This window comes from Actinomycetota bacterium, from assembly GCA_041658625.1.
GTDB lineage: Bacteria > Actinomycetota > JAHEXW01 > JAHEXW01 > JAHEXW01 > JBAZZW01.
On record JBAZZW010000002.1, the window covers coordinates 203,938 to 227,208 of the forward strand.

The window sequence follows — 23,271 nt, forward strand, 5'->3', positions numbered from 1 at the left end:
TGAAGTGAAGGAAGTGAAGTTAGTGATGGAAGTGAGAAAATCACCAGAATCACTGGCGTCACTTCAAAATTAACTACCGGGAGAGTTTTTGGCGAGTACTGTAAGCGTTAACAAACTGAGAGAAATCTACGACGAGGTCATGGGCGAGGTTGATCGCACCATTACGATCGCCATCCTCGGGCGAAACAAGACCGGCAAAGCCGAAGTCGGCGCCTGGTTTTTGCTTGACCGAGGCAGCCTGGCCGAGCGGCAGATAGCCGATATCTCCATCTGTGAGTTCGGACCTAAGCCCGAGAGCGTTGCCTCGTCCCTGGCGACGGCAAGTCAAGCCGATATCGTGCTGTTCGTCGTTGATATTTCCGTCCGCGATAACAAAAAAGACCTTGCCGTCTGGCAAGCCGTAAGGGACATGAAAAAACCTTATCTGTTGGTCGGGAATAAACTGGATTTGGCAGGCGAGGACGCTAAAGACATCAAGCACAGACTGGCTGACGTTTTCGGGGCGCCCATGAATCAGATCGCGGTCATTTCGGCGACAGCGGGAACCAATGTTTTGGCCGAATTGATGCCGCGGATTGTCGCCCAGGCCAAGGACGTAGAGATTCCGCTTGCCCGGCGTTTCCCGGTTTTCCGCAAAGCGGTTGCCAACCGGATTATCACGGCGACGGCGGCCGAGAATGTGGTCATAGGCGCGCTTATATTCCTACCCGGCGCCGACATGCCGGTTATGACCGCCAATCAGGTAAAAATGATTCTTAAGATAGCCGTAGTTTACGGTCAGGATATCGGAATCGAACGACTGAAAGAATTACTGGTCGTCTTCGGAAGCGCAGTCGCCTTCCGCGCGGCGGCCCGCAATCTGGCGGCTTTCATTCCAATTCTAGGTTGGGCTGTTAAGGGCGGTATCGCTTACGCGGGCACGGTTGCCCTAGGTAAGGCCGCCATTAAATATTTCGAGAACGACGCGGAATTGAGATTGCCCGGCGCGAAAGCGCTCAAAGCGGGGCAGGACGTTATTGACGTTTGATTATGAAGAGCTCTTGATCTCGGTGCGCAGACCGGGACGCTATATCGGCCGGGAGTGGAACACGGTTGAGAAAGACTCCGCTTCGGTCGATGTCAGCGTTGCGTTGACATACCCGGACGCCTACGAAATAGGCATGCCTAACCTTGGGCTGGCCATCCTTTACGAAATCATCAACAAAGACCCTAAAGCGGCGTGCGAGCGCGTTTTCGCGCCTTGGCTGGACATGGAAGAGGCCATCCGCGAATCAGGCGGTGTTTTATGGTCGCTGGAAACCAAGCGGCCGTTAAACGAGTTCGATATCGTAGGTTTCACCCTGCAATCGGAACTAAACTTCACCAATATCCTGACTGTTCTCGATTTAGGGAACATCCCGCTTAAATCAGTCGATCGCCGAGAGGGAGACCCCGTTGTTATCGCCGGCGGCCCCTGCGCATTTAATCCCGAGCCGATGAGTGCGTTCATCGACGCTTTTGTAATCGGCGACGGAGAAGATGCGGTAACGGAGATAGTTGAAGTGGTAAGGGAGCATAAGAGGGGAATAGGGGAAGAAAGGAAGAAGGGAAGAAGGAACGATTTGCTGGAAAAACTAGCGAAGCTGGATGGGGTGTACGTGCCGTCGTTATACGATCCCGCGAGCGGACCTGTGAGAAGCCGCGTCGTTAAAGATCTGGAATTATTCGCGCCCCCTTGCCGGCCGCCGGTCCCGTATCTTGAGGTTGTTCACGACCGTTATCAGGTCGAGGTTATGCGCGGCTGCGGACGCTCCTGTCGTTTTTGCCAGGCGGGCATGATCTACCGGCCGGTCAGGGAGAGAAAAGCCGAGTCGGTAAAGCAGGCGGTGCGGGAAGGATTGGCCAATACCGGCTATAACGAAGCCTCACTGGTATCGCTAAGCAGTAGCGACTATTCGCATATCCTCGAGGTCAGCCGGGAGCTGGTGCCGGAGTTAACCGCCAAGGCGATTACCTTATCTTTGCCGTCGCAACGCGTCGACGCTTTCTCGCTGGAGCTTGCCAAGATCATAGGGGCGGGCAAAAAAACCTCTTTGACTTTCGCTCCCGAGGCCGGTACGCAAAGAATGCGTGACGCGATTAACAAGGGAGTCACCGAGGAAGACTTGCTGAAGACAACAGCTATCGCCTTCCGCAACGGATGGCGGAAGCTTAAACTCTATTTTATGATCGGCCTGCCGGGAGAGACTATGGAGGACGTGGCCGGCATAGCCGATCTGGTTTATAAGGTGCGCGCCGCGGCCATGGACGAAACGCCTCGCGAAGAACACGGCCGCGTGAATATAACCGTCAACATCAGTTCCTTTGTCCCGAAGTCGCACACGCCTTTTCAATGGGCGGCTCAGGATAGCTTAGATTCGTTAACGGAGAAAAGCATGCTGCTACGGGACAAACTGAGGAAAAGTCATCTTAAATATCGCTGGAACGAACCGGCGATGGCTCTGTTGGAAGGCGCGATAGCGCGAGGGGACAGGCGCGTCGGCGCGGCGATTGAAGCGGCCTGGCGCTCGGGCGCCAGGTTTGACAGTTGGCACGAGCAATTCGACTTCGAGCGCTGGCGGTCGGCTTTCGCGTCGGCCGGTTTGACGATGGAGGACTATAACGACCGGGAGCGTGCCACCGACGAAACGCTGCCGTGGGATTGCGTCGCCGACGGCGTTTCGAAGAAGTTTTTGATCAGCGAATACGAGAAGGCAAAGGCAGCCGTGACAACTGTCGATTGTCTGGCCGGATGCGCAGGCTGCGGAGTAAAATGCCCAGGATAAGGATGACGTTCGACCAGAATGGGCTGCTAAAATACATATCGCATCTGGATACGATGCGTTTGTTCGAGCGGGCGTGCCGAAGAGCCGATTTGCCGCTGGAGCTGACTCAGGGGTTCAATCCGCATCCGAAGATTTCCGTTACGCCGGCGAGACCGGTCGGCCAGGATTCGACTAATCAGTTTGCCGACATAACCCTTAAGGTTATGATTCCTTTAAGGGAGTTGGCTGAGAGAATGAGCAGAAACCTTCCGCCGGAGGTTCGGATGACGGGCGCCCGCGAGATAAGGAAGGTAAAAATAGGAGGAAAATCCCAATGGGTGTAAAACAGATTCTAATTATGGTAAAGGAGCAAGAGACGCAACTCGCTATTTTAGACGGGAAGCTCCTGCAGGAAGTCTACGTCGAGCGCCGCGACACCGGTTCGATCACCGGGAATATCTATCTCGGACGCGTCCAGAACGTTCTGCAAGGCATGGAGGCCGCGTTTGTCGATATCGGAGAGGCGCGTAACGCGTTCTTGTCGGCGGACGACATTATCGGCGAGGGGACCGAGGGTGACGTCGGCCAGCACCACAGAGAGCCAAATGGCGATGCCGGAGAGCATATCGGCAAGAAGCCCAAAGAAATCGGCGTCCGCAAAGGGCAAAGCGCGCTTGTTCAGGTCACTAGGGCGCCGCGCGGCTCCAAGGGAGCCCGCCTAACGACACAGATCGCCTTGCCCAGCCGCTATATGGTCCTGGCGCCTTACAAGGATTTTGTCGGCATATCCCGGCGGATAGAAGGCAAGGAACGGGAGCGGCTGCAAAAGCTGGCGACCGAGATAAAACCCGACAATATGGGGATTATCGTCAGGACGCAGGCCGAAGGCCAGAGCAAACCGACGCTTATTGGCGACCTGACCTATTTGAAAGATCTGTGGGAAAAGGTGCAGCAGGACGCGACCAAGGCTTCTCCCGGCACGCTTGTTTACCGGGAAATGGACTTGCCCATGAAGATTATCAGAGACGTTTTCGGTCCGGACGTAAAGCGGATCCTAGTTGACGACAAAGAAAAATATCAGGAAATAGTTTCGTATATCGGGGACATTGAACCCGGCCGGTCGTCGGTCGTCAGATATTACCGGAAGCGCGATCCTCTGTTCGCCAGGTACGGCGTGGATAGCCAAATAAATAACGCGCTTAAGACAAAGATTTGGCTAAAGAGCGGCGGATATCTCATAATAGAAGATACCGAGGCCCTAACCTCGATTGACGTCAACACCGGGCGTTATGTCGGCCGGGTGAGCCTGGAGAAAACGATCATCAAGACGAACCTGGAGGCCGCCAGCGAAATCGGCCGCCAGCTGCGTTTGCGAGATATCGGCGGGCTTATCGTCGTTGATTTTATCAACATGGGCAGCGCGAGCGACCGCGACAAAGTGCTAAAAGAGTTTGAGGGGATTCTGGAAGAGGACCGAGCCAAGTCAGAGGTGGTCGAGATTTCTCGCTTAGGGCTAATTGAAATGACCCGCAAGAGCTTCACGCCAGGTCTTTTGCACGCTTTCACACAGAAGTGTCCGACCTGCGAGGGACGCGGTTTCGTTCCAAAGGAGTACGAACCCTGCCCGGACCACGCCGAGAACAGCTAGGAGGGCTATGACACTAACGCGACCCAAAGATAGACTCATCCTCATCGTCGGAGAACGGGGTTCCGACACTAACATGATCAAAGGCTATTTAAAGGAAGACGGGTACCGGATTGCTTCGGCTTTTAACGGCCAAGATGTCGTAGACCTGGTTAACGGGGATAGACCCGACCTTATCATCTTGGACGACCATATTCCGGGTTCGGATCCGTCCAACCTGTGCGAATGGCTTAAGGGCCACGCGTCTCTTATGAACATACCGGTCGTTATGCTGTTGTCGTTTGCCGGCCTGGCGGACAAACTGACGTGCATCGAAGCCGGCGCCGACGAGGTTCTGGTTAAACCGGTGGACAAGCGCGAGTTGTTAGTCAGCGTTAACCGCTCAATGAAGCTGCAGACGTTTCACGAACAGCTCATTTCCGTAGAAAACGTAATCCAGAGTCTGGGCATCGCTATCGAGTCTAAAGACCATTTCACGCGAGGGCATTCTATCAGGGTCGCCGAATACAGCGTGCAGCTGGCTAAGACCGTCAGCGTACCCGAAGCGGACGTAAAGATCATCTATCGCGCCGCGATGCTGCACGACATAGGTCAAATCGCTATCGAGGAAAGCGTTCTGCATAAGCCGGAGAAATTGCAGCCGGATGAATTCGAACAAGTCAAGCAGCATCCGGACATCGCCGTAAAGATTCTGGAACCGTTGCACCTGCCTAACGAGCTACTGGAGATTATCAAGCATCACCATGAATGGTGGAACGGACACGGTTATCCGGATGGATTGGCCAGACAAAATATCCCGTTGGGCGCAAGGATCCTCTCAATCGCCGACGCCTTCGACGCCATGACCAGCGAGCGACCTTACCGGGCCAAGATGAGTATGCCGATGGCCTTGAACAGGCTTGAAGACGGAGCTAACAAACAGTGGGACCCGGATCTGGTCAGGACATTTCTTGGCTTCGAGCGCGCGATGCTCGACCGGAAACCAGCTGAAATCCGGACCGAAAACCTCTGGTCGGACTACAAGCTGCGGTAAGTTTTACCCTGTTAAAACCACACGAAACCTTGCGACAACACCGAAAATCCATTATTATTATTTAGTTACGCACGAATACGGGAGGATTAATGTACGCAGTTATAAAAACCGGTGGCAAACAATACCGGGTTGAACAAGGCGACACGCTGACCATTGAAAAGCTTGACGCTGAAGCCGGCAAGACGGTTACTTTTGACGACGTTCTGCTGATTGGAACCGAAAAAGAAACCATAGCCGATGGTAAAGCGCTGGCTAAGGCGTCCGTTAAGGCAACCGTTCTTGAGCAGATGAAAGACGACAAAGTGCTGGTCTTCAAGTACAAAGCCAAGAAGGGCTACAAGAGGACGCAGGGACACAGACAGCGGTTAACGAAGATCAAGATAGACGATATTTCGAAGGGAAAAGACGTTGGCTCATAAAAAAGGCTTGGGCAGCTCCCGGAACGGGCGGGACAGCAATTCAAAAAGGTTGGGCGTAAAAGCCTATGGCGGCCAGATGGTTAAGGCCGGCACGATAATCATTCGCCAGCGAGGTACTAAGATTCGACCGGGGCAGGGCGTCGGAATCGGCAACGACCACACGTTGTTTGCCACGACCGACGGCTACGTCCGGTTCAACGGCGGCAAGGTAGACGTCGTAGAGAAACTTTAAGGCCGCTGAACTAGGCGATGTTTGTCGATGAAGCCCGGGTCCTGTTAAAGGCAGGCAAGGGCGGCAACGGCGCGGTAGCATTCCGTCGTGAGAAGTGCGAGCCGAAAGGCGGCCCCAGCGGGGGCGACGGCGGTCGCGGCGGCAACATAATATTCATAGTCGATTCCGGATTAAAGACGCTGATGGATTTTAGACATCAGCGTCGTTTTTTTGCCGGAAACGGCGGCGCCGGACAATTTAAGAACATGACGGGGAAGAACGGCGATGATCTGTTCATCAAGGTCCCGGCCGGCACGTTGATTAAAAACGAGGATGGAGACATCCTGGCCGACCTGACTAAAACGAGCGAGCAAGCAGTGGTCGCCAAAGGCGGCCGCGGAGGCAGAGGAAACGCCAGATTCGCGACCTCGACCAACCGGACGCCAAGGTTCGCGCAGCCAGGCGAGTCGACCGAGGAGTTTACGGCAATCCTGGAGCTCAAGCTGCTGGCGGACGTGGCCATTATCGGGCTGCCGAACGCGGGAAAGTCGACGCTGATCAACGTTATGTCAACGGCCAAGGCGAAGGTGGGCGATTATCCGTTTACAACAAAGGCGCCTAACCTGGGAATGGTACGGATCGAGGACGACCGGGATTTCGTGGTCGCGGACATTCCGGGGCTGGTGGAAAACGCGCACCTCGGTAAAGGCATGGGTATCGCTTTCTTAAAGCATGTCGAGCGGGCAAGGCTTCTGGTGCATATTTTGGACCTGTCGGCCGGCGACGAAGATACGGTTTTGAAGAATTTTGATTTGGTTCAGAACGAGCTGCGCTCTTACAGAGAGGACTTGAACAAGCTGCCGGTTATGGTGGCCGGCAATAAGATAGATTTGCCGGAAGCCAGGAAACGAGAGAAACGACTGGCCGAGGTCTTTAAGCAACGCGGCTTTGCGTTTTTCGGAGTCTCGGCTGCCACGGGCGAAGGCGTGGATGCGCTGAAGTTTGCTCTTGCCGACAAGATTGATAGCATAGAGGAAGAAACACAATAATTATTCTTCGAGCGAGCGGAGCGAGTCGAGAAGCATGAGAAAGGCTTGTATTTCTAAAGCCAGGCGAATAGTGATCAAGGTCGGATCGGCGGTTGTAACGAAGGAAACCGGACGGCTCGATCACAAAAGGCTGGCCGCCATCACAGAGCAAATCGCCGACTTAAAGGCGGAAGGTAATCAGGTAATGCTGGTAACTTCCGGCGCTATCGCCGCGGGATTGGAGCGGTTGGGTTCGGATGAGCGTCCTTCGTCTATTCCTGAGTTACAGGCGGCGGCGTCGGTCGGCCAAGGTCTTCTACTCCAACAATATACCGGCTTATTTGAGGAGAGAGGAATCCACGTCGGCCAAGTCCTTCTCACACAATACGATATTACACACAGAGAACATTATTTAAACGCGACCAACACCTTCGAAAAACTATTGGATTTCGGCGTCGTGCCTATCGTCAACGAGAACGATACGACAGTTGTCGAGGAAATCAAATTCGGGGACAACGACACGTTGGCGGCGCTTGTCACCAATCTTACTAAGGCTGACCTGCTTGTTATTATAAGCGACATAGAGGGCTTACACACCGCCGACCCCCGCAAAGACGGTAAGGCTAAACTTATAGCGGAGGTTGAGGACATTACTCCGGAGATAGAAAAGCTTGCCGGCGGAGCGGGTTCAGTATTCGGTTCAGGCGGCATGATTACAAAAATCAACGCGGCGAAAATCGTTACACTAGCCGGCGCCGGTATGCTTCTGATTGACGGGCGGAAAGCAAACGCTTTGACGAAAGCCATGCGGGGCGACAACATAGGAACGTTTTTCAAACCCCGGGGCAAGAAGATGGCCAGCCGCAAAGCATGGATCGCTTTCGGCACCGTTGCCAAAGGAACGATTACCATCGACGACGGAGCGAAAGACGCGTTAATCGGGAAGGGCAGAAGTCTGCTGCCGGCCGGAGTGATCGGAGTCGGCGAGGATTTTGAGGACGGCGATACCGTGGATGTCGTCGACAGGGAAGGCAATGTTGTTGCTAAGGGTTTGGTGAATCTGAATTCAGGTGATTTGGTAACGATAATGGGCCGGTCAAGCGATGATATCCGCAAGATTAAACCCGAATTGGCGGGACGCGAAGTAATCCATCGCGACTGCTTGGTAATCTTAAAATAGGATTACGAAGAGTACAAGGAGACAGCCATGTCTGATGTTAAAGAACTTGGTAAAAACGCAAAAGCGGCGGCGCTAAAACTCGCGACGCTTTCTGAGGGCGCTAAGAACGAGGCGCTGTACGCGATGGCCGACGCTTTGTCGAAGAACATGGGATTCATTCTGGCGGCCAACGACAAAGACATGGCGGCAGGCAAGCGCAAGGATTTGACGGAAGCCCTGCTGGATCGCTTAACGCTAAACGAGGAGCGTCTGGAGGAAATCGCCGACGCGGTTCGCGAGGTCGCGGCGTTGCGGGATCCCATCGGTGAGATAATTTCGGGCTGGAAAAGGCCGAACGGATTGGAAATCAATCTTACCAGGGTGCCGCTGGGAGTTGTCGGGATGATATACGAAGCCCGGCCGAATGTTACCGTTGACGCGGCGGCTCTATGCGTGAAGACCGGCAACGCGGTTATCTTGCGCGGCGGTTCGGTGGCTGTAAATTCATGTCTGGCCTTAAGCGATATTGTCGCAGCGGCGGCGACCAAAGCCGGCTTACCGGAAAACTCGATTCAATCCGTCAGGACTACGGACAGGGCGGCCGTGACCGAACTCATGCAGCTCAACGGATATGTCGATGTATTGATTCCTCGCGGCGGCGCGTCGCTTATCCAGTCGGTTGTCCAGAATTCGACGGTTCCGGTTATCGAGACAGGGATTGGGAACTGTCACGTCTATGTAGACAAAGCGGCCGATCTTGATATGGCTGAGAATATAATTATCAACGCTAAATGCCAAAGGCCTGGCGTGTGCAACGCGGCCGAAAGTCTGGTTATCCATAAAGACGTGGCCAAGAAGTTTTTGCCCAAAGCGGCTAAAGCTCTGCACGAGCGCGGAGTGGTAATGGTTGGCGACGACCTGGCAAGGTCGTTCTCTGACAAGATAACGCCAGCAATGGACATCGATTGGGGCACTGAATTCCTGGCACTAAAGCTGGCAATAAAGACGGTTGGAACGCTAGATGAAGCGATAGACCATATCAACACTTACGGCAGCGGTCACTCAGAGGCCATCATAACCGGCGACTATAAGGCAGCCAGACGATTTACCGCGGAGGTCGACGCGGCCGCGGTCTACGCCAACGCGTCAACCCGCTTTACCGACGGCGGACAATACGGTCTGGGCGCCGAGATCGGCATCTCAACGCAGAAGCTGCATGTGCGCGGCCCGATGGGCTTGGAAGCTCTGACGTCTACGAAATATATAGTTTATGGAGACGGACAGGTTCGGGAATAGCGCATAAAGCTTTCCGCATAGTTGCTCCCATCTTGACACTTATTCTAGTAGTGTTAAAATTGTTATCTGTTGTTAATTAATGTTACTTAGAGTTACTTAAAGTTATTAACTGATAACAATTACTGAAAAGGAATAGATGGAAACCTCCCTGGGTGCGAGTAGCGTTAACGATCTAATAGGGATGTTTGAGGGCTGGGAGAAAGTCCAAGACCTGGCTGCTCAGTTGAGCGGGGTAAAAGCCCAGTTGCTCGACTCGCAAGGCAAGGTCATCTCCGGCCGTGAAGCGCTGCCCGAATTCTGTCGGTTGATCCAATCCTCAAAGATCGGCGAGACGCGATGCCGTAAGTGTTACGAGCAAAACGTCTTAAGGGCAAACGCGGAGAAGAGAAAGACCAATGTTTTTACCTGCCACGCCGGCTTAGACAACATCGCCTTCCCCCTGTCGGTTGAAAATCGCGTTGCCGGAGCCGTGGTCTGCGGGCGCGTTCTTAATCCCGAAACCCGTCCCGATAACCGTGACTTTCAGAGTCTTGCCGGCGAACTCGGCGTTGATATAAGAGACATTGAAATGGCAATCGGAAGTCTGAGTTCAGCGAGCGCGTCCGACCTGGCCGCATACGCCAAAGTCCTAAAACCGTTTATCGACGTTCTAGGCGCGACCATCTTCCGATATTTCTCGCTCCTCGAAAAGAGCGAGGCGCTGATTGTTACGGCGAAGGAGAGCGAGAATCATTTAAGTGTCGACATCCTAACGGGACTCTTCAATAGGAAGTATTTCGACTCTCGTCTGGAGTCCGAAGTATCCAGAGCCGTTCGTTACCGGCACCCGTTAACACTTGTCCTGATAGAGTTGGACAGCTTTGACTCTAAAACCGACGACTTTGGGTTAGCCGTAAAGGATCTTGTCTTAAAGGAAGCCGCGGACGAGGTTGTCGGAAACGCCAGGCAGGCCGAGGTGGCGACCCGATATGACAATAACCGGTTCGCCATTATCATGCCGGAATGCGACCACGAACAGGCTTTCCGGTTAGCTGAAAGAATTCGAAAGAACATCGCGATCAAGTCGTTTGGGCGGGCAGGCAACGCGGATATTCAATTGACGGCGAGTTTCGGCATCACCGCCATGTATGAAGACATGACCAGCGAGAGGTTGATCGAGAAAGCCGAACAGATGTTGGCGCAGTCGAAAAGCGACGGCGGAAACAAGATTCGCCTTAGTCCCATGCAGGGAGTCATCCAAAGGGATAAACAGACCCCCTATGTGTACGTCCCCAACGCGACCAAAAAACGCCGCGTCGTCATCACCGGCCTCGGGCCGGTCACTCCAATTGGCATTGGCAAGGAAGCTTTTTGGAAATCCTTGAGGAATGGGTATAGAGGAACTGCGCCAATAACCTTATTTGATCCCGCCAATGTAAAGAGTAAGGTAGCGGCAGAAGTAAGCGGTTTTGACCCAACAGATTTCATTCCAGCGCGAGACGCTCGTCGGATGGACAGGTTTACGCAATTTGCAGTAGCGGCAAGTCGTTTGGCTGTTGATGATGCAGGAATAACGAATCGTGAATCATCACGAATGGGCGTAAGGTTGGGGACCAATATTGGTGGTATAGGTTTTGCGCAAGATCAGTATGATGTGTTGCTTGAGCGTGGGAGCGGCGCCCTAAGCCCATTTCTAGCAATTGCGTTTTCTATAGGGTCGTCTTCCAGCCAAGTTGCATTGAATATTGGAGCGAAAGGATCAAGTTTAACAATTGCAGGGGAATGCACATCAGGAGCGTCAGCAATCGCCAGCGCATACGACGAAATTGTTATAAACAATGCCGATATTATGATTGCTGGCGGCGCAGAGGCCCCCATACGCCCTATGTTCTTTAATTCTCTGGAGACAATCAGACTGGTTTCAACCCGCAACGATGAGCCGGAAAAGGCGAGCCGTCCTTTTGACTTGCACCGTGATGGCATCGTAGTAGGTGAGGGAGCTGCTATGCTCGTCTTAGAAGAAATGGAGCATGCGCAAAGACGCGGAGCGCACATATACGGTGAACTTATGAGCTATGGAATGACCTGTGATTCATTTCATATGGTTCAACCAGATCCGGAAGGAACTGAAGCGTCTCGCGCCGTTGAAATTGCACTAAGAGCCGCCAATCTAAGACCTAATGACATCTGTTATATAAACGCCCACGGGTCTTCAACACCGATGAATGACGTTATTGAAACCAAGATTATCAAGAAAGTATTTGGGGACCATGCCAAAAACATTCCTGTTAGCGGCACAAAGGCAATGACAGGGCATGCCATTGGCGCGGTTTCTGCCATGGAGGCAATAGGGACAACGCTTTCGCTTAGTCAGAGTTATTTGCCTCCTACGATGAACTACGAAGAGCCTGATCCCGACTGCGACTTAGACTATGTTCCAAATATTGGACGCGACCACGTTGTGGACTTTGCGATATCCAATTCTTTTGGATTTGGCGGTAAAAATACTATCCTTGCGCTGGGCAAGATTGATGAAAATTAGTGTTGAAAAGCTAAAGTATCAGGTTAGATTTGCCGAAATGGTTAAGTACCTCTAATACAAACGAGATGAGGGGGCTGATCTCATTGGACGACGGCATGAGGGTTCTAAACAGACTGGTTGAGCAACTCCACGATTCGGATTCTATTATCCGCGAGAATAGCGCGTACTTATTGGGCGAAATGGCTTTAGAGGCTAAGGCGTTATCACACAATACTCTGAAGAGTATGGAACAGCTTGAAGGATTAAACATACTGGCAAATCCGAAAAACACAGCTATTGTTGTCAAAGAACTAATTAAAGGGTTGGTTGACGTTGACCCATGGGTTAGAGGGAATGCAGCCGACGCATTAGGGAAAATTGGCAGCATCGAAGCGGTTGTACCGTTATCTGCCCTTCAAAAAGACAAAGATAAAGTAGTTAGATACAGCGCAACAGAGGCGATAGGTAGTATCGGAAGCGCCGAGTCTGTTGATTACCTGATAGAGGCATTGTTAGATGAGGAATGGAGCGTCAGGTTGATTGCGGCAAAATCTTTGGAAAGAATTCCTAACAAGCGGGCTGAGTCGGCGCTGAAGAAAACTGCAAAAGACTCAAATGCCGATGTGAGACAAAGATCCTTATCGGCATTGGCAAAACTACCAGCCTAGCGCCCTAATCGACAAAGCCTATGCATAAATACTACATGATATACGCCATCCCTCCTTTAGTGGCCAGCCTTGGCAATTTGTTCCTTGGCGGACTTGTGCTAGGCAAAAAACCAAACAGTAGAATGCACCAGATATTTGCGCTATTTAGTCTTTGCGTGGCTATTTGGAGCTTTGGCTTCTTTATGGTTTACGTAAATACTGACAATAAACAAGCAGCGTTATTGTGGAATAAATTCTATAGCGTTGGCATGGTAATGATTCCCGTCGTCTATCTCCATTTCGTTCTAATCTTGACAGATACCAAGAACAAGCTCCTATGGACGCTCTGCAGATTCTTCTATGTTGCTAGTGTTTCCATAGTATTGACAGTACCAACTCATCTATTCAACAAAGATCTTACGCTTCTTTATTGGGGCTACTCCCCGATTAGAGGCATATCAGGAATGATTTATGATGTCCTCTATCCAATAATCATTACAATTGGAGCCGCACAGTTATTTAGGGGGCTTAAGACTAGTTTTGGACATCGGCGGGCGCAGATTAAATTTGGGATTCTAGCCTCAGCCATTGGCTTTGGATTGGGGCTAACTAATTTTCTACCACTGTATGGTGTAAGAATGTATCCGATTGGGCATATTGGTAATTTTGTGGCCAATTGCCTAATCGCATATAGTATCATGAAGTTTTCTTTCTTAGACATGAACGTAATCATCAGGAAAAGTGCTGTATATACAGTTCTAACTGGCATGGTTGCCGCGGCCTACATAGGCGTCGTTTTCTTTACACAAGCATTTTTGCAGGGATTGACTGGGTATAAGTCAGCTTACCCTGTGATTATAGTTGCCCTAATAATCGCGATAACTTTTGAACCAACTCGTCGAAATGTTCAAAAGTTTGTTGACAAGGTCTTTTTCCGAAAGAACTATGAATACCAAAAAGTAATCAAGACAACCAGCGAGAAATTCCGCACATTGATAAATCCAATAGAGATCACATCGTATCTTTTACAGGCGATTACGGACACCTTACAACCCAAGAATGCTTGGATCATGAGCTACGATCGGCAGAGCGACAAGTACCTAATTGTCGCAGCACGAGGAATACCGGCGGAGCTGCAAGTTACGATGGCTCTAGATCGTCATGAACGGCTTGTGGAGCATATAGAACATCACAATAGGCCGGTCTGGTTTGACGACAAAGATGAACAAATATTAAGAAGAAAGGTTGATCGCGGATCTCGTCGCGAACTTGAAGGCCTCGGATTAAACATGATTTGCCCCGTACAAGGCAAGAGTGGTCTATTGGCAATCCTTTTTCTTGGAGATAAAAAATCTGGCGCGGTGTTTACAGACAACGATGCCGAATTGCTTGAGACTTTATGTAGCCAGGCTGCGTTTAGTATTGAGAACTCGAAACTATATGATGATTTGCAGGCAAGTTATCTAAACACCGTAAGGTCACTCGTGGCTGCGCTGGAAGCGAAAGACGAGTATACAAAAGGACATTCTGAGCGTGTCGCGAATTATGCCAAGTCAATCGCCGTGGAGATGGGCTTGTCGGACAAGGAATGTCAACTACTGTACGAAGTATCACTTCTTCACGACGTCGGTAAGATCGGAGTCAGCGAGCAGGTCTTAAATAAAAAGTCTAAACTTTCAAGGTCAGAGTTCCTTCACGTCCAATCCCACACAATAATGGGTGAGAAAATCTTAAGCTCTGTTGAATCGATAAAGGATGGCTTGTCGGCGGTTAGACACCATCATGAACGTTTAAATGGGGATGGATATCCGGATGGGCTTTCTGAGTCAAATATCCCGCTTCCCGCGAGAATACTTGCCGCAGCGGATGCTTATGATGCTATGATCACAAAGCGGCCATATCGAAAGGCAATGACTTCGATAGAAGCAATCGACGAGCTAAAAGCCCATTCTTGTCAGCAATTTGACCCGCAAGTCGTTAGAGCATTTATTTCAGTGCTAGTTAGATCGCAAAAACGTGGCGCGAAACCTGTTCTCACCTTGAACAACGCGCGCCGCCGCGGACACCTGAAAACAGCATAGACTAAAACCTTTCTAAAATATCCTAACTTCTGCTAGAATGATGCCCTGTTTAGCATTGGCTGATTGGGGAAAGAGCAATGATTTACGGGGCTTTTGATAGTCATTTTTTTGCACTAATCTTATCTGGCAGTCTTCATGTTCTATTATCATTGTTTATTATCTGGAAAAGCCCGCGGAACAGGCTCTGTCTTTCATTTGCCCTTCTGAATATCTTTGTTGCATTTCTTTTAATAGGGGATGCGTATGTCTATTCAAGTGGAGACGCAGTTACTGCGGTGATTCGATCTTGGGCATATGAAGCAGGTATTTGCTTCACGATGCCGACTTTTCTGCTTTTCATTGCTTTCTTTGTTGAACCTGAGCGTAGAAGAAGGGTCAGCCGGATTCTAATCCTCTTTACCTACATTTGGGCTGCCACGCTCTTCCTACTGGATAGGACTTCTTTAGTAAACCAACAGGCCTTAGAGTTTATGAACGGCTATTATTTGAAAGCGATTCCCATACAGTACTTTCTTATTACTCTAATAATTCTTTGCTTCTTATCGTGCATTCACTTGCTTGCTCTCGGATATTACCACGCAAATGTGAAGCGCCGTCTTTTATATAGACTTATTATGGCGGGTACTGTTTTGAGCGTATTGCCGTTTTTTTCATATTTTGCCGCACCAGTTGGAGTAGTACTACCGCCCGTTGGATATATAGGGTCATTGACTCTTACCGCCATAATTGCATACGCAATATCGAAGTATCAGTTTCTTGATATAGCCGTAATTATAAAGAAGAGTATCGTATACTCGACCGCATCGGCAATATTGGTCGGTGTATATGTGTCAGTCATTTTTGCCTGTCAGCAATGGTTTCACATCAGCCGGTTTGGTAGTGCAGCTTCTCTCATGTTTATGACTGTGTTCGGCATTCTAATTGCCATTGTATTTGAGCCTTTGCGGAGTGTGATCCAGAAGTTTGTCGACAAGAGGTTTTTCAAGACGCATTATGATTACCGGGAGGCAATCAAAGAGTTCTCCCGCATGGTCGTGATGATACTGGACCTTGACCAGCTTCTGCAAAAGACCGCTGAGACAATCAGGCAGACTCTTCAGCTTGATCAAGTCGTCGTGTTTTTAAAGAATGCCGACACAAATGTCTTTGAAGTCGCTGCTTTTACTGGCGGTGATGAATCGATTATCGCGAACTGGTCTTTTAAAGAGGAAAGCGGCCTGGTGCAGCGGCTGGCCGCGGCGAAACAAAGCGTTATCCTGGACCGAGATCAAGGCGTCGCCCAGGCTGTTATGTCATTGACAATAGACAATAAGATTCGCGGGTTCCTTGTTTTGGGGGAGAAGCTTTCGGGCGATGTTTATACGCCAAATGATATCGATCTGCTGTCGACGTTGGCTGACCAGCTCTCGATCGCGGTTGAAAACGCCAGGCTTTATAGGGCTGCGGTTACAGACAAAGTCTCCCGGTTATTCAGCGGGACGTATTTCTACGACAGGCTGGAGGAAGAACTGGCGAGAAGCAAGGAGCATAAGACATCTCTGGGTGTCCTCATGCTGGATATTGACGGTTTTACTTTGATAAACGACAGAGAAGGCTCGGCGGTCGCGGATTATATTATCTCAGCGATCGGTGCGGAGATAGAAAACGAAATACGACCTTATGATATCGCCGCGCGGGTGGGCGACGACGAGTTCGCGATAATGTTGCCCGGGGTCCAGCGCGATGAGATACATTTCTGGGAAAGCAAAATGCAGGCCAGCGTGGCCAGGCTTCGGATAAACGGCGAGACGGGATTGGTGACGGTGAGCGCGGGAAGCGCGTTTACGGAAAACGGCCTCAAGCCGTCAAGGCGGCTACTGAACGAAGCCAAACGGGATTTAATACAGACGAAAAGCCGCCGAAACGCTAGCGGCCTTTATTCTTGACGATTTTGATAATAGGGGATCGATAAATGGATGTAATATTCTTGCTTACGGTAGCGCTAACCGTTATGGCGTCATTTGGAATCGCTTTTATTGTTGCGCTCAATAGACCTCGTAGTCGATTACACGTCAATTTCGCAGTACTTGCATGTGCGATAGGTTTGTGGAGTCTAGGAATTCTGATGATGTGGTCTAGTCCGTCGACACAATTGGCGCTGTTTTGGGCTCGACTATCTGGTATTGGCCTTGTTTTTATTCCCTCAGCGTTTCTCAACTTTGTTCTAGAGTTTCAAGAATCATTTGGTTCAACAAAGATTAGCCATGCGTTCGACGTGACACTCTATGCGGGAAGCAGCGTTTTCGCTACTACAACGTTCACACCATATTTTTATAGAGCTGCAACTTATGTAAAAGGCGGGTTTTATGTTCTGCCGGGTTTGTTGAGCCGCGTTTTTGATGCTCTATTCATTATGATAATGCTGATCAGCGTTTACATACTTTTACGTGAATTACGTTTAACTGACGGGGCAAAAAGGAATCAGGCAAAATGGATATTTTTTGCAGCAGCGATTGCCATTACAAGCGGTATTGTCAATATTATGCCACTCTATGGGATTTGGCTTATCTTTCCACTTGGTCATTTTGGCATCGCGGCATCCATCTTACTCGTAGCTTACGCAATTTTAAAACAAAGGTTAACGAGGCTCGATATCATTGTCAAGAGAAGCGCTGCTTACTCGATTCTTACAGCTATGATTGCTGTTGGATATGTTGCCTCTACGTTTATAACGCAGACAATGTTTCAGAATCTGACGGGCTATAAATCCTTAGCTCCGGTTGCTCTAATGGCTTTAGCGGTTGCGCTAACTTTTGAGCCTGTGCAGCGCAATGTTCAACGCTACTTAGACACAGTTTTCTTCAAAACGCATTATGAATACCAAGACGCAATTAGCGGGTTTTCAAAGATGGTAGTAAAGATTCTTGACCTTGACGAGCTACTTCACAAAACCGCTGCAACGATTAAAGATACGCTGAAACTGTCTTACGTAGAAGTCTTCTTGCATGACTCGGAACGAAGAGAGTTCTCCATTGCGGCTTTTGCGGGAAAGGACGAGAGTTTTATTGGCGAGACGAGATATGGGGAAGACAACAATCTCGCGGCCAAGCTAAGGAGTAACGGAAATCGTGTCATTATGGGCGTCGACAAGCCTGTCAATGTCTACATATCATTGTTCGTGAAAAACGAGCTGATTGGATTCCTTGTTTTGGGGGAGAAGCTTTCGGGCGATGTTTATACGCCAAATGATATCGATCTGCTGTCGACGTTGGCTGACCAGCTCTCGATCGCGGTTGAAAACGCCAGGCTTTATAGGGCTGCGGTTACAGACAAAGTCTCCCGGTTATTCAGCGGGACGTATTTCTACGACAGGCTGGAGGAAGAACTGGCGAGAAGCAAGGAGCATAAGACATCTCTGGGTGTCCTCATGCTGGATATTGACGGTTTTACTTTGATAAACGACAGAGAAGGCTCGGCGGTCGCGGATTATATTATCTCAGCGATCGGTGCGGAGATAGAAAACGAAATACGACCTTATGATATCGCCGCGCGGGTGGGCGACGACGAGTTCGCGATAATGTTGCCCGGGGTCCAGCGCGATGAGATACATTTCTGGGAAAGCAAAATGCAGGCCAGCGTGGCCAGGCTTCGGATAAACGGCGAGACGGGATTGGTGACGGTGAGCGCGGGAAGCGCGTTTACGGAAAACGGCCTCAAGCCGTCAAGGCGGCTACTGAACGAAGCCAAACGGGATTTAATACAGACGAAAAGCCGCCGAAACGCTAGCGGCCTTTATTCTTGACGATGTTAATCACGATGGACTGCGCTCGGGGCGTTGTTGTTTCGGCAATGCGCCGGCGGACATCCTCGTCTGATAGAGCGTTCAGCGATTTGTAGAAGTCGTTCCTGAGGTCGTCGCGCAGCTTGTCGGCACCTTCTTCGTCGTAAAAATAGGTAATCGGGACCCCGAAAAACTTGGAGAGCGCTTTGATTTTGCTCATGCTCGGATTACTGAACTTGCCGTCGCGGAGATTCATTAAATATGTCGGGGAGATTGAACCGTTGGTGCCTTCGGCTACTTCAAGCAAAGTGAAAGGATCCAGATCGGGTGATAGACGCGTCTCGAACAGGAGCGTCAGCTTTTCGGCGAGGGTTTTGTCGCCGCAGTCTTCTTTCTTTACTCTCATGTCTAGCTCCTTCTCTAATAGTTCCGCATCGTAACCACATTCTATAAATAGTTTACAGTCATTATATCAATTAGGAGTTCATTTTAACAACCAAGTATCCGATAATAGACAATAAGTCACCTGACGACTTTGAAAGGCGCAGCAGGAGGTTAAGTTATTTCTACAACAATTGAGGCGATTCTGGCGATATTGCTGGCGCTAGTGCTGGTCGCGCTGGTAATCATGATCTGGCTGAACGTCCGGCGGACATCTTTCCCCTCGGGTTCTTCGGCGGTAAATCCTGACAGATATTTAAGTGAAGTCACTATCTTGTCGGAAGTTGCGCGCGCGATTTCCGGCGATTTCGATTTGGATAACCTACTGGACAGGATTCTGGCTTTTGCCATCCAGGTCATCAGCCAAGCGCAAATCGGGGAGATTTTGCTGATCGAGGAGGCGAAGCGAGATCGTCTGGCCGTTCGCGGCACCTACGGATTCACCAAGGACATGAAAGGCAACGAGCATTTCATGGGCGAGGGTTATACCGGCTGGGTGGCACAAGAGAAGAAGCCGTTGATTGCCCACGATGTCCCAAACGACTATAGCCGGGGCAAATTCGTCAGCCGGTTCACGCCGCTCAAGATGGAAATGAATATCCAATCATCAATAGCTGTTCCGGTTATGATTCGAGATAAAATATACGGCGTAATCATTCTTCACTCGACCAGCGAAACCCACGCTTTCGACCACGAGGATCTACGGCTTCTTACCGTTATTAGCGACCAGGTCGCCATCGCCATTGAGAACAACAAGCTGTATAACGAGACGCAGGCTTCATTGATAGAGCACCAGGCCCTCTACTCCATCGGATTGATGCTCACGCGGACAGAGGATATGTCGGGAACGCTCGATTTGATTGTTGACAGCGCTGTTAAGATTACGGGCGCGCCCGCGGGCAGCCTGGCTTTATATGACCGAGACAAAAGGGAATTCTATTTGGCGTCCTCGAAGGGTTTCTCGCCGGCTTTTGCGACTCTGCCGCGCTGGAGGTTACGAGAAGGCGGTCTGACAAGTAAGATTCTTAAAGAGGAAACGCCGTTGGTTATATCGGATATATCGGACACGATCGACGACGTGAGCTCGATTCTCATCAAAGAAGGCATTAAGTCTCTGGTCGCTTTGCCGCTGAGGCTGGAGAACCGAGTCGTCGGAATTCTCTATGTTGACGATTTTGAGCCTCACGATTACACAAAGCGCGAGCTGTCAGCCCTGGTCCTTCTGGCCAACCAGGCGACGATCGCTCTTTTAAAGGCCCAAGCGCTTGAACAAACGATGGAGCTGGCCATCACCGATGGATTAACCAAGCTCTTTAACCACCGGTATTTCCAGGAGAGACTGGATCAAGAGGTCCGGCGAAGCCGCCGCTATAAACACAAGCTCTCTATGATTATGGGTGATTTGGATTTCTTCAAAACCTACAATGACCAATTTGGCCACCCCAGAGGCGACACGGCGCTTAAGACCGTCGCCAATGTCATGCGTGGCATGACGCGGGAGACCGACATCATAGCCAGGTACGGCGGGGAAGAATTCGTAATTATTCTGCCCGAAACCGTCAAGGACGAGGCGATCAATCTGGCCAACCGGATCTGCAGCGCCATTGAGGAGGAGGAGTTTTTCGGCGAGGAAGCCATGCCGAACGGCAAGTTTACCATCAGCCTCGGCGTTGCCTCAATGCCTGAAGACGCCGGCAACAAGCAAGCGTTAATCGACGCAGCTGACAAGGCACTTTATATGGCCAAGAAACAAGGCCGCAATCAAGTAGCCATAGCGAAGAAATTAGGGAAGCCGGTCAGGAATGTCGCCAAAAAAGCTGGTTGAGTCCCACCGACTCGGCCTTATGGGCGGGTCGTTTAATCCAATCCACTACGGCCATCTGACCGCCGCCGAAGAAGCCATCGCCCGGTTCAATCTGGACAAGATAATATTCATTCCATGTGGGAAACCGCCGCACAAAGACGTAAGCGCGTTGGCGCCGGCCGAAGACAGATATTTGATGACGGCGATTGCTATCGCAAACGATCCTCGTTTTGAAGTCTCCAGGTACGAAATAGACAAACCGGGGCCATCTTATACTATTGATACAATGCGGCACTTCAAGGAGGAGCTGCCGGATACTGAATTCTATTTCATTACCGGAGCCGACGCCGCGCTGGAGCTTGACACCTGGCGTGAACCCGAGCAGATTTATAAATACGGCCACTTGATAGGCGCTACCCGTCCAGGATACACTGTTGACAAAGCTCCTGCGGTCGCCGAACGCGTGATTTGGATGGAAATTCCGGCGCTGGGGGTCTCGTCGACGGATATACGTCAGCGATTGCGGGACAATCTTCCGGTGACGAATCTGCTGCCGGCGGGTGTTCTGGAGTATATTAAGAGTAGGAGTCTATACCAAGGGTAGTATGAGCGAAATGTCGAGATACCGGGCCAAACGGACCCGGAACAAACAAAAATATCTTCGTAAGCGCAGACGCCGCGTCTTTATTTGGGCCGCGGCTGTTTTGCTTATTATTGCCGCCTTGATTGTCGGTTTGTTCGCGCTAATCGGTTTTGATTATAGAAATATACCGTTCTTGAAAAAGCAGGCCGTCGGACCGGTTTACAAGCAACCGGCGGAACGCGTGACCGCTTTGATTATCGGGGTGAAGGACACATCTGTAGGAGAAGAAGCGGACGCGTTCTTGCTGGCCACCTATGATCCCAAAACAAAGAAACTTGACGTGATTTCGATGCCCAAGAATCTCATGGTCGAGATTCCAGGGAAAGGCGCTGGGGACCTAAAGCAGGCTTACACGACCGGAAAAATCTCTCTGAGCAAAGCTACTGTTGAGTACCTGACGGGCGTAAAGATAAATCACTATTTTAAGGTTAGCGAGAAAGCTTTGGCGAGGATTGTTACCGAGCTGGGCGGTGTTACGGTCGCCGGTAAGAAGCTGAACGGGGAAGGGGTAACCGATTATCTCAGCCCGAACACGGCTGATGAAAAGGAGATCGACCGTTTGGGCCGGCAGAATAAGTTCATCACCGCGCTAAAGACCAAGGCCGCCGGCGCGGACGTTTTTGACAAGTTGCTGTCTATACTCCCGAAGCTTAGGGGCGCTTATGATACGGACATCGGGGCGGCTCAAGTTGAAAGCGTGATCATGGCCTCCGTTACCACCACCGCGAGTAATTTCAAGGTGGCCACACTACCGGTCAAGGAAGTTCTGGTGGACCAGAAATATTACTATCAACCGGAAAAAACCGCGGTCGACGCCATGATAACCAGGATATTTTACTCAGACAAGAGCAACACGGCTAAGAACCTCAGGGTGCGCGTATTGAATGGAGCGGGCGACCCCGGTATCGCAACGGAGGTAGCGGAAAAGCTTATCAACAAGGATTACAGGGTTGTCGACACAAAGAACGCGGACAACTTCGACTATGCGGAAACCCAGATTATTATTTACGCCAGCAGCGCGCAAAAGACGGCGTTGGCCGATAAGATTAAAGACATACTTGGCGTCGGCAAAATCGTAATCAACAACCTGCCGCAGGATGTAGCGGACGTTACCGTTATTGTCGGGAAGGACTACGTCAACAAAAACAAAGCCTACACGCTTACTAAGAAGGTTGAGGTCTTGAACGGAGCGGGACGCTCCGGGCTGGCCCAGACTTACGCGGACAAATTGAAAGCCGGCGGATACGACGTCGTCAACACAGGAAACGCTGACCGGAATGACTATAGCACGACTGTCATAACGGTATACGTGGATAACACGGTGGTTCGTAAAATGGCCGAAGACATTAAAATTCTTCTAGGGGCGGGAGAGATTAAGACCGCCGCTACGCCAAGGACTGATATCGAAGTCGGGATAATACTCGGGAAGGACCTCTAGTTGCGGGAAACCTCATCCGATAAAAGGACGTTGGACGCCGTTAAGGTGGCTGTGGCCGCGGCGGAGGACAAGCAAGCTGAGAATATTCAGGTTCTGGACATGAGAGAAACATTCCCCATCACCGACTATTTTATTGTCATGAGCGGCTCCAATACCCGGAAGCTCCGGGCTATCGCCGGGAACGTGGAAGCGGAGCTCGGCAAGATCGGGTTGAAACCTTACATGCGCGAGGGAACACCGGACAGCGCCTGGATACTTCTGGATTACATCGACTTTGTCTTACATATTTTCCGGACGGAGGAGCGGGAGTTCTATCAGATCGAGCGCCTGTGGAAAGACGCACCAGTGGTCAAATTGACGGGTGAAGCATGAAGCCCGTATAC

Annotated in this window: 21 protein-coding genes; 19 read left to right on the forward strand and 2 right to left on the reverse strand. The window is 50.7% G+C overall.

From position 1 onward, the window contains the following. Positions 1-88 precede the first annotated feature (88 nt). The 15 genes from WC891_05945 to WC891_06015 all read left to right on the forward strand — a co-directional run bounded on the left by WC891_05945 (position 89) and on the right by WC891_06015 (position 18,583). Entirely contained in the window at positions 89-1,027 is a 939-nt protein-coding gene (locus WC891_05945) for a DUF697 domain-containing protein (protein MFA5867482.1), read from the forward strand. Further along, positions 1,017-2,804: a TIGR03960 family B12-binding radical SAM protein gene (locus WC891_05950; protein ID MFA5867483.1), complete on the forward strand. Its 1,788-nt coding sequence runs from the start codon at positions 1,017-1,019 to the stop codon at positions 2,802-2,804. The genes WC891_05945 and WC891_05950 overlap by 11 nt, the downstream gene beginning before the upstream one ends. Then, a complete protein-coding gene (locus WC891_05955; protein ID MFA5867484.1) occupies positions 2,792-3,127 on the forward strand; it encodes a TIGR03936 family radical SAM-associated protein in 336 nt (111 codons plus the stop codon). Before WC891_05950 ends, WC891_05955 begins: the two co-directional genes overlap by 13 nt. Continuing rightward, complete coding sequence (locus tag WC891_05960; GenBank protein MFA5867485.1) at positions 3,118-4,431, forward strand: Rne/Rng family ribonuclease; 1,314 nt, start codon at positions 3,118-3,120, stop codon at positions 4,429-4,431. Before WC891_05955 ends, WC891_05960 begins: the two co-directional genes overlap by 10 nt. A 7-nt stretch (positions 4,432-4,438) precedes the next feature. After that, entirely contained in the window at positions 4,439-5,461 is a 1,023-nt protein-coding gene (locus tag WC891_05965) for an HD domain-containing phosphohydrolase (protein MFA5867486.1), read from the forward strand. Between the two features lie 89 nt (positions 5,462-5,550). Beyond that, positions 5,551-5,880, forward strand: a complete 330-nt coding sequence (gene rplU / locus WC891_05970; GenBank protein MFA5867487.1) for a 50S ribosomal protein L21 — start codon at positions 5,551-5,553, stop codon at positions 5,878-5,880. Beyond that, positions 5,870-6,112 carry a 50S ribosomal protein L27 gene (rpmA, locus tag WC891_05975; GenBank protein MFA5867488.1) on the forward strand — a complete coding sequence of 81 codons (243 nt, stop codon included), beginning with the start codon at positions 5,870-5,872 and terminating at the stop codon, positions 6,110-6,112. The genes rplU and rpmA overlap by 11 nt, the downstream gene beginning before the upstream one ends. Positions 6,113-6,129: 17 nt before the next feature. Then, complete coding sequence (gene obgE / locus WC891_05980; protein MFA5867489.1) at positions 6,130-7,140, forward strand: GTPase ObgE; 1,011 nt, start codon at positions 6,130-6,132, stop codon at positions 7,138-7,140. A gap of 70 nt (positions 7,141-7,210) precedes the next feature. After that, positions 7,211-8,299 carry a glutamate 5-kinase gene (gene proB, locus WC891_05985; GenBank protein ID MFA5867490.1) on the forward strand — a complete coding sequence of 363 codons (1,089 nt, stop codon included), beginning with the start codon at positions 7,211-7,213 and terminating at the stop codon, positions 8,297-8,299. 27 nt (positions 8,300-8,326) lie between these two features. Continuing rightward, complete coding sequence (locus tag WC891_05990; protein ID MFA5867491.1) at positions 8,327-9,574, forward strand: glutamate-5-semialdehyde dehydrogenase; 1,248 nt, start codon at positions 8,327-8,329, stop codon at positions 9,572-9,574. Between the two features lie 181 nt (positions 9,575-9,755). Continuing rightward, positions 9,756-12,095: a beta-ketoacyl-ACP synthase II gene (fabF, locus tag WC891_05995; protein MFA5867492.1), complete on the forward strand. Its 2,340-nt coding sequence runs from the start codon at positions 9,756-9,758 to the stop codon at positions 12,093-12,095. 83 nt (positions 12,096-12,178) lie between these two features. Then, positions 12,179-12,742 (forward strand): HEAT repeat domain-containing protein, encoded by a 564-nt coding sequence (locus tag WC891_06000; GenBank protein MFA5867493.1) that lies wholly within the window; start codon positions 12,179-12,181, stop codon positions 12,740-12,742. 35 nt (positions 12,743-12,777) lie between these two features. Further along, positions 12,778-14,802, forward strand: coding sequence for an HD domain-containing phosphohydrolase (locus WC891_06005; GenBank protein ID MFA5867494.1), 2,025 nt, complete (start codon positions 12,778-12,780; stop codon positions 14,800-14,802). A gap of 899 nt (positions 14,803-15,701) precedes the next feature. Then, complete coding sequence (locus WC891_06010) at positions 15,702-16,727, forward strand: diguanylate cyclase (protein ID MFA5867495.1); 1,026 nt, start codon at positions 15,702-15,704, stop codon at positions 16,725-16,727. Positions 16,728-16,753: 26 nt separating this feature from the next. Continuing rightward, a complete protein-coding gene (locus WC891_06015) occupies positions 16,754-18,583 on the forward strand; it encodes a diguanylate cyclase (protein ID MFA5867496.1) in 1,830 nt (609 codons plus the stop codon). Here the strand turns inward: WC891_06015 and WC891_06020 are convergent. Further along, positions 18,564-18,968, reverse strand: a complete 405-nt coding sequence (locus WC891_06020; protein ID MFA5867497.1) for a helix-turn-helix transcriptional regulator — start codon at positions 18,966-18,968, stop codon at positions 18,564-18,566. The two genes, WC891_06015 and WC891_06020, sit on opposite strands and share 20 nt — an antisense overlap. A gap of 149 nt (positions 18,969-19,117) precedes the next feature. Further along, positions 19,118-19,273: a hypothetical protein gene (locus tag WC891_06025; GenBank protein ID MFA5867498.1), complete on the reverse strand. Its 156-nt coding sequence runs from the start codon at positions 19,271-19,273 to the stop codon at positions 19,118-19,120. Between the two features lie 4 nt (positions 19,274-19,277). On the opposite strand from WC891_06025, the gene WC891_06030 reads away from it, so the two are divergent. The 4 genes from WC891_06030 to rsfS are packed head-to-tail and all read left to right on the forward strand — an operon-like array spanning position 19,278 to position 23,260. Next, positions 19,278-20,828, forward strand: a complete 1,551-nt coding sequence (locus WC891_06030; protein MFA5867499.1) for a diguanylate cyclase — start codon at positions 19,278-19,280, stop codon at positions 20,826-20,828. Next, the gene (nadD, locus tag WC891_06035) at positions 20,806-21,411 is read left to right on the forward strand and encodes a nicotinate-nucleotide adenylyltransferase (protein ID MFA5867500.1); all 606 of its coding nucleotides are present in this window, start codon (positions 20,806-20,808) and stop codon (positions 21,409-21,411) included. Before WC891_06030 ends, nadD begins: the two co-directional genes overlap by 23 nt. Before the next feature lie 10 nt (positions 21,412-21,421). Next, positions 21,422-22,888, forward strand: coding sequence for an LCP family protein (locus tag WC891_06040; protein ID MFA5867501.1), 1,467 nt, complete (start codon positions 21,422-21,424; stop codon positions 22,886-22,888). Beyond that, positions 22,889-23,260 carry a ribosome silencing factor gene (rsfS, locus tag WC891_06045; protein MFA5867502.1) on the forward strand — a complete coding sequence of 124 codons (372 nt, stop codon included), beginning with the start codon at positions 22,889-22,891 and terminating at the stop codon, positions 23,258-23,260. Positions 23,261-23,271: the final 11 nt, after the last annotated feature.

Coding starts and splice junctions, on each gene's coding strand:
- WC891_05960 (MFA5867485.1), top strand. CDS start 3,118: ATGGGTGTAAAACAGATTCTAATTATGGTAAAGGAGCAAGAGACGCAA.
- WC891_06005 (MFA5867494.1), top strand. CDS start 12,778: ATGATATACGCCATCCCTCCTTTAGTGGCCAGCCTTGGCAATTTGTTC.
- WC891_06010 (MFA5867495.1), top strand. CDS start 15,702: ATGACTGTGTTCGGCATTCTAATTGCCATTGTATTTGAGCCTTTGCGG.
- WC891_05955 (MFA5867484.1), top strand. CDS start 2,792: ATGCCCAGGATAAGGATGACGTTCGACCAGAATGGGCTGCTAAAATAC.
- WC891_05965 (MFA5867486.1), top strand. CDS start 4,439: ATGACACTAACGCGACCCAAAGATAGACTCATCCTCATCGTCGGAGAA.
- WC891_06020 (MFA5867497.1), bottom strand. CDS start 18,968: ATGAGAGTAAAGAAAGAAGACTGCGGCGACAAAACCCTCGCCGAAAAG.
- nadD (MFA5867500.1), top strand. CDS start 20,806: ATGTCGCCAAAAAAGCTGGTTGAGTCCCACCGACTCGGCCTTATGGGC.
- WC891_06040 (MFA5867501.1), top strand. CDS start 21,422: ATGTCGAGATACCGGGCCAAACGGACCCGGAACAAACAAAAATATCTT.
- rplU (MFA5867487.1), top strand. CDS start 5,551: ATGTACGCAGTTATAAAAACCGGTGGCAAACAATACCGGGTTGAACAA.
- fabF (MFA5867492.1), top strand. CDS start 9,756: ATGTTTGAGGGCTGGGAGAAAGTCCAAGACCTGGCTGCTCAGTTGAGC.
- obgE (MFA5867489.1), top strand. CDS start 6,130: ATGTTTGTCGATGAAGCCCGGGTCCTGTTAAAGGCAGGCAAGGGCGGC.
- WC891_05990 (MFA5867491.1), top strand. CDS start 8,327: ATGTCTGATGTTAAAGAACTTGGTAAAAACGCAAAAGCGGCGGCGCTA.
- WC891_06015 (MFA5867496.1), top strand. CDS start 16,754: ATGGATGTAATATTCTTGCTTACGGTAGCGCTAACCGTTATGGCGTCA.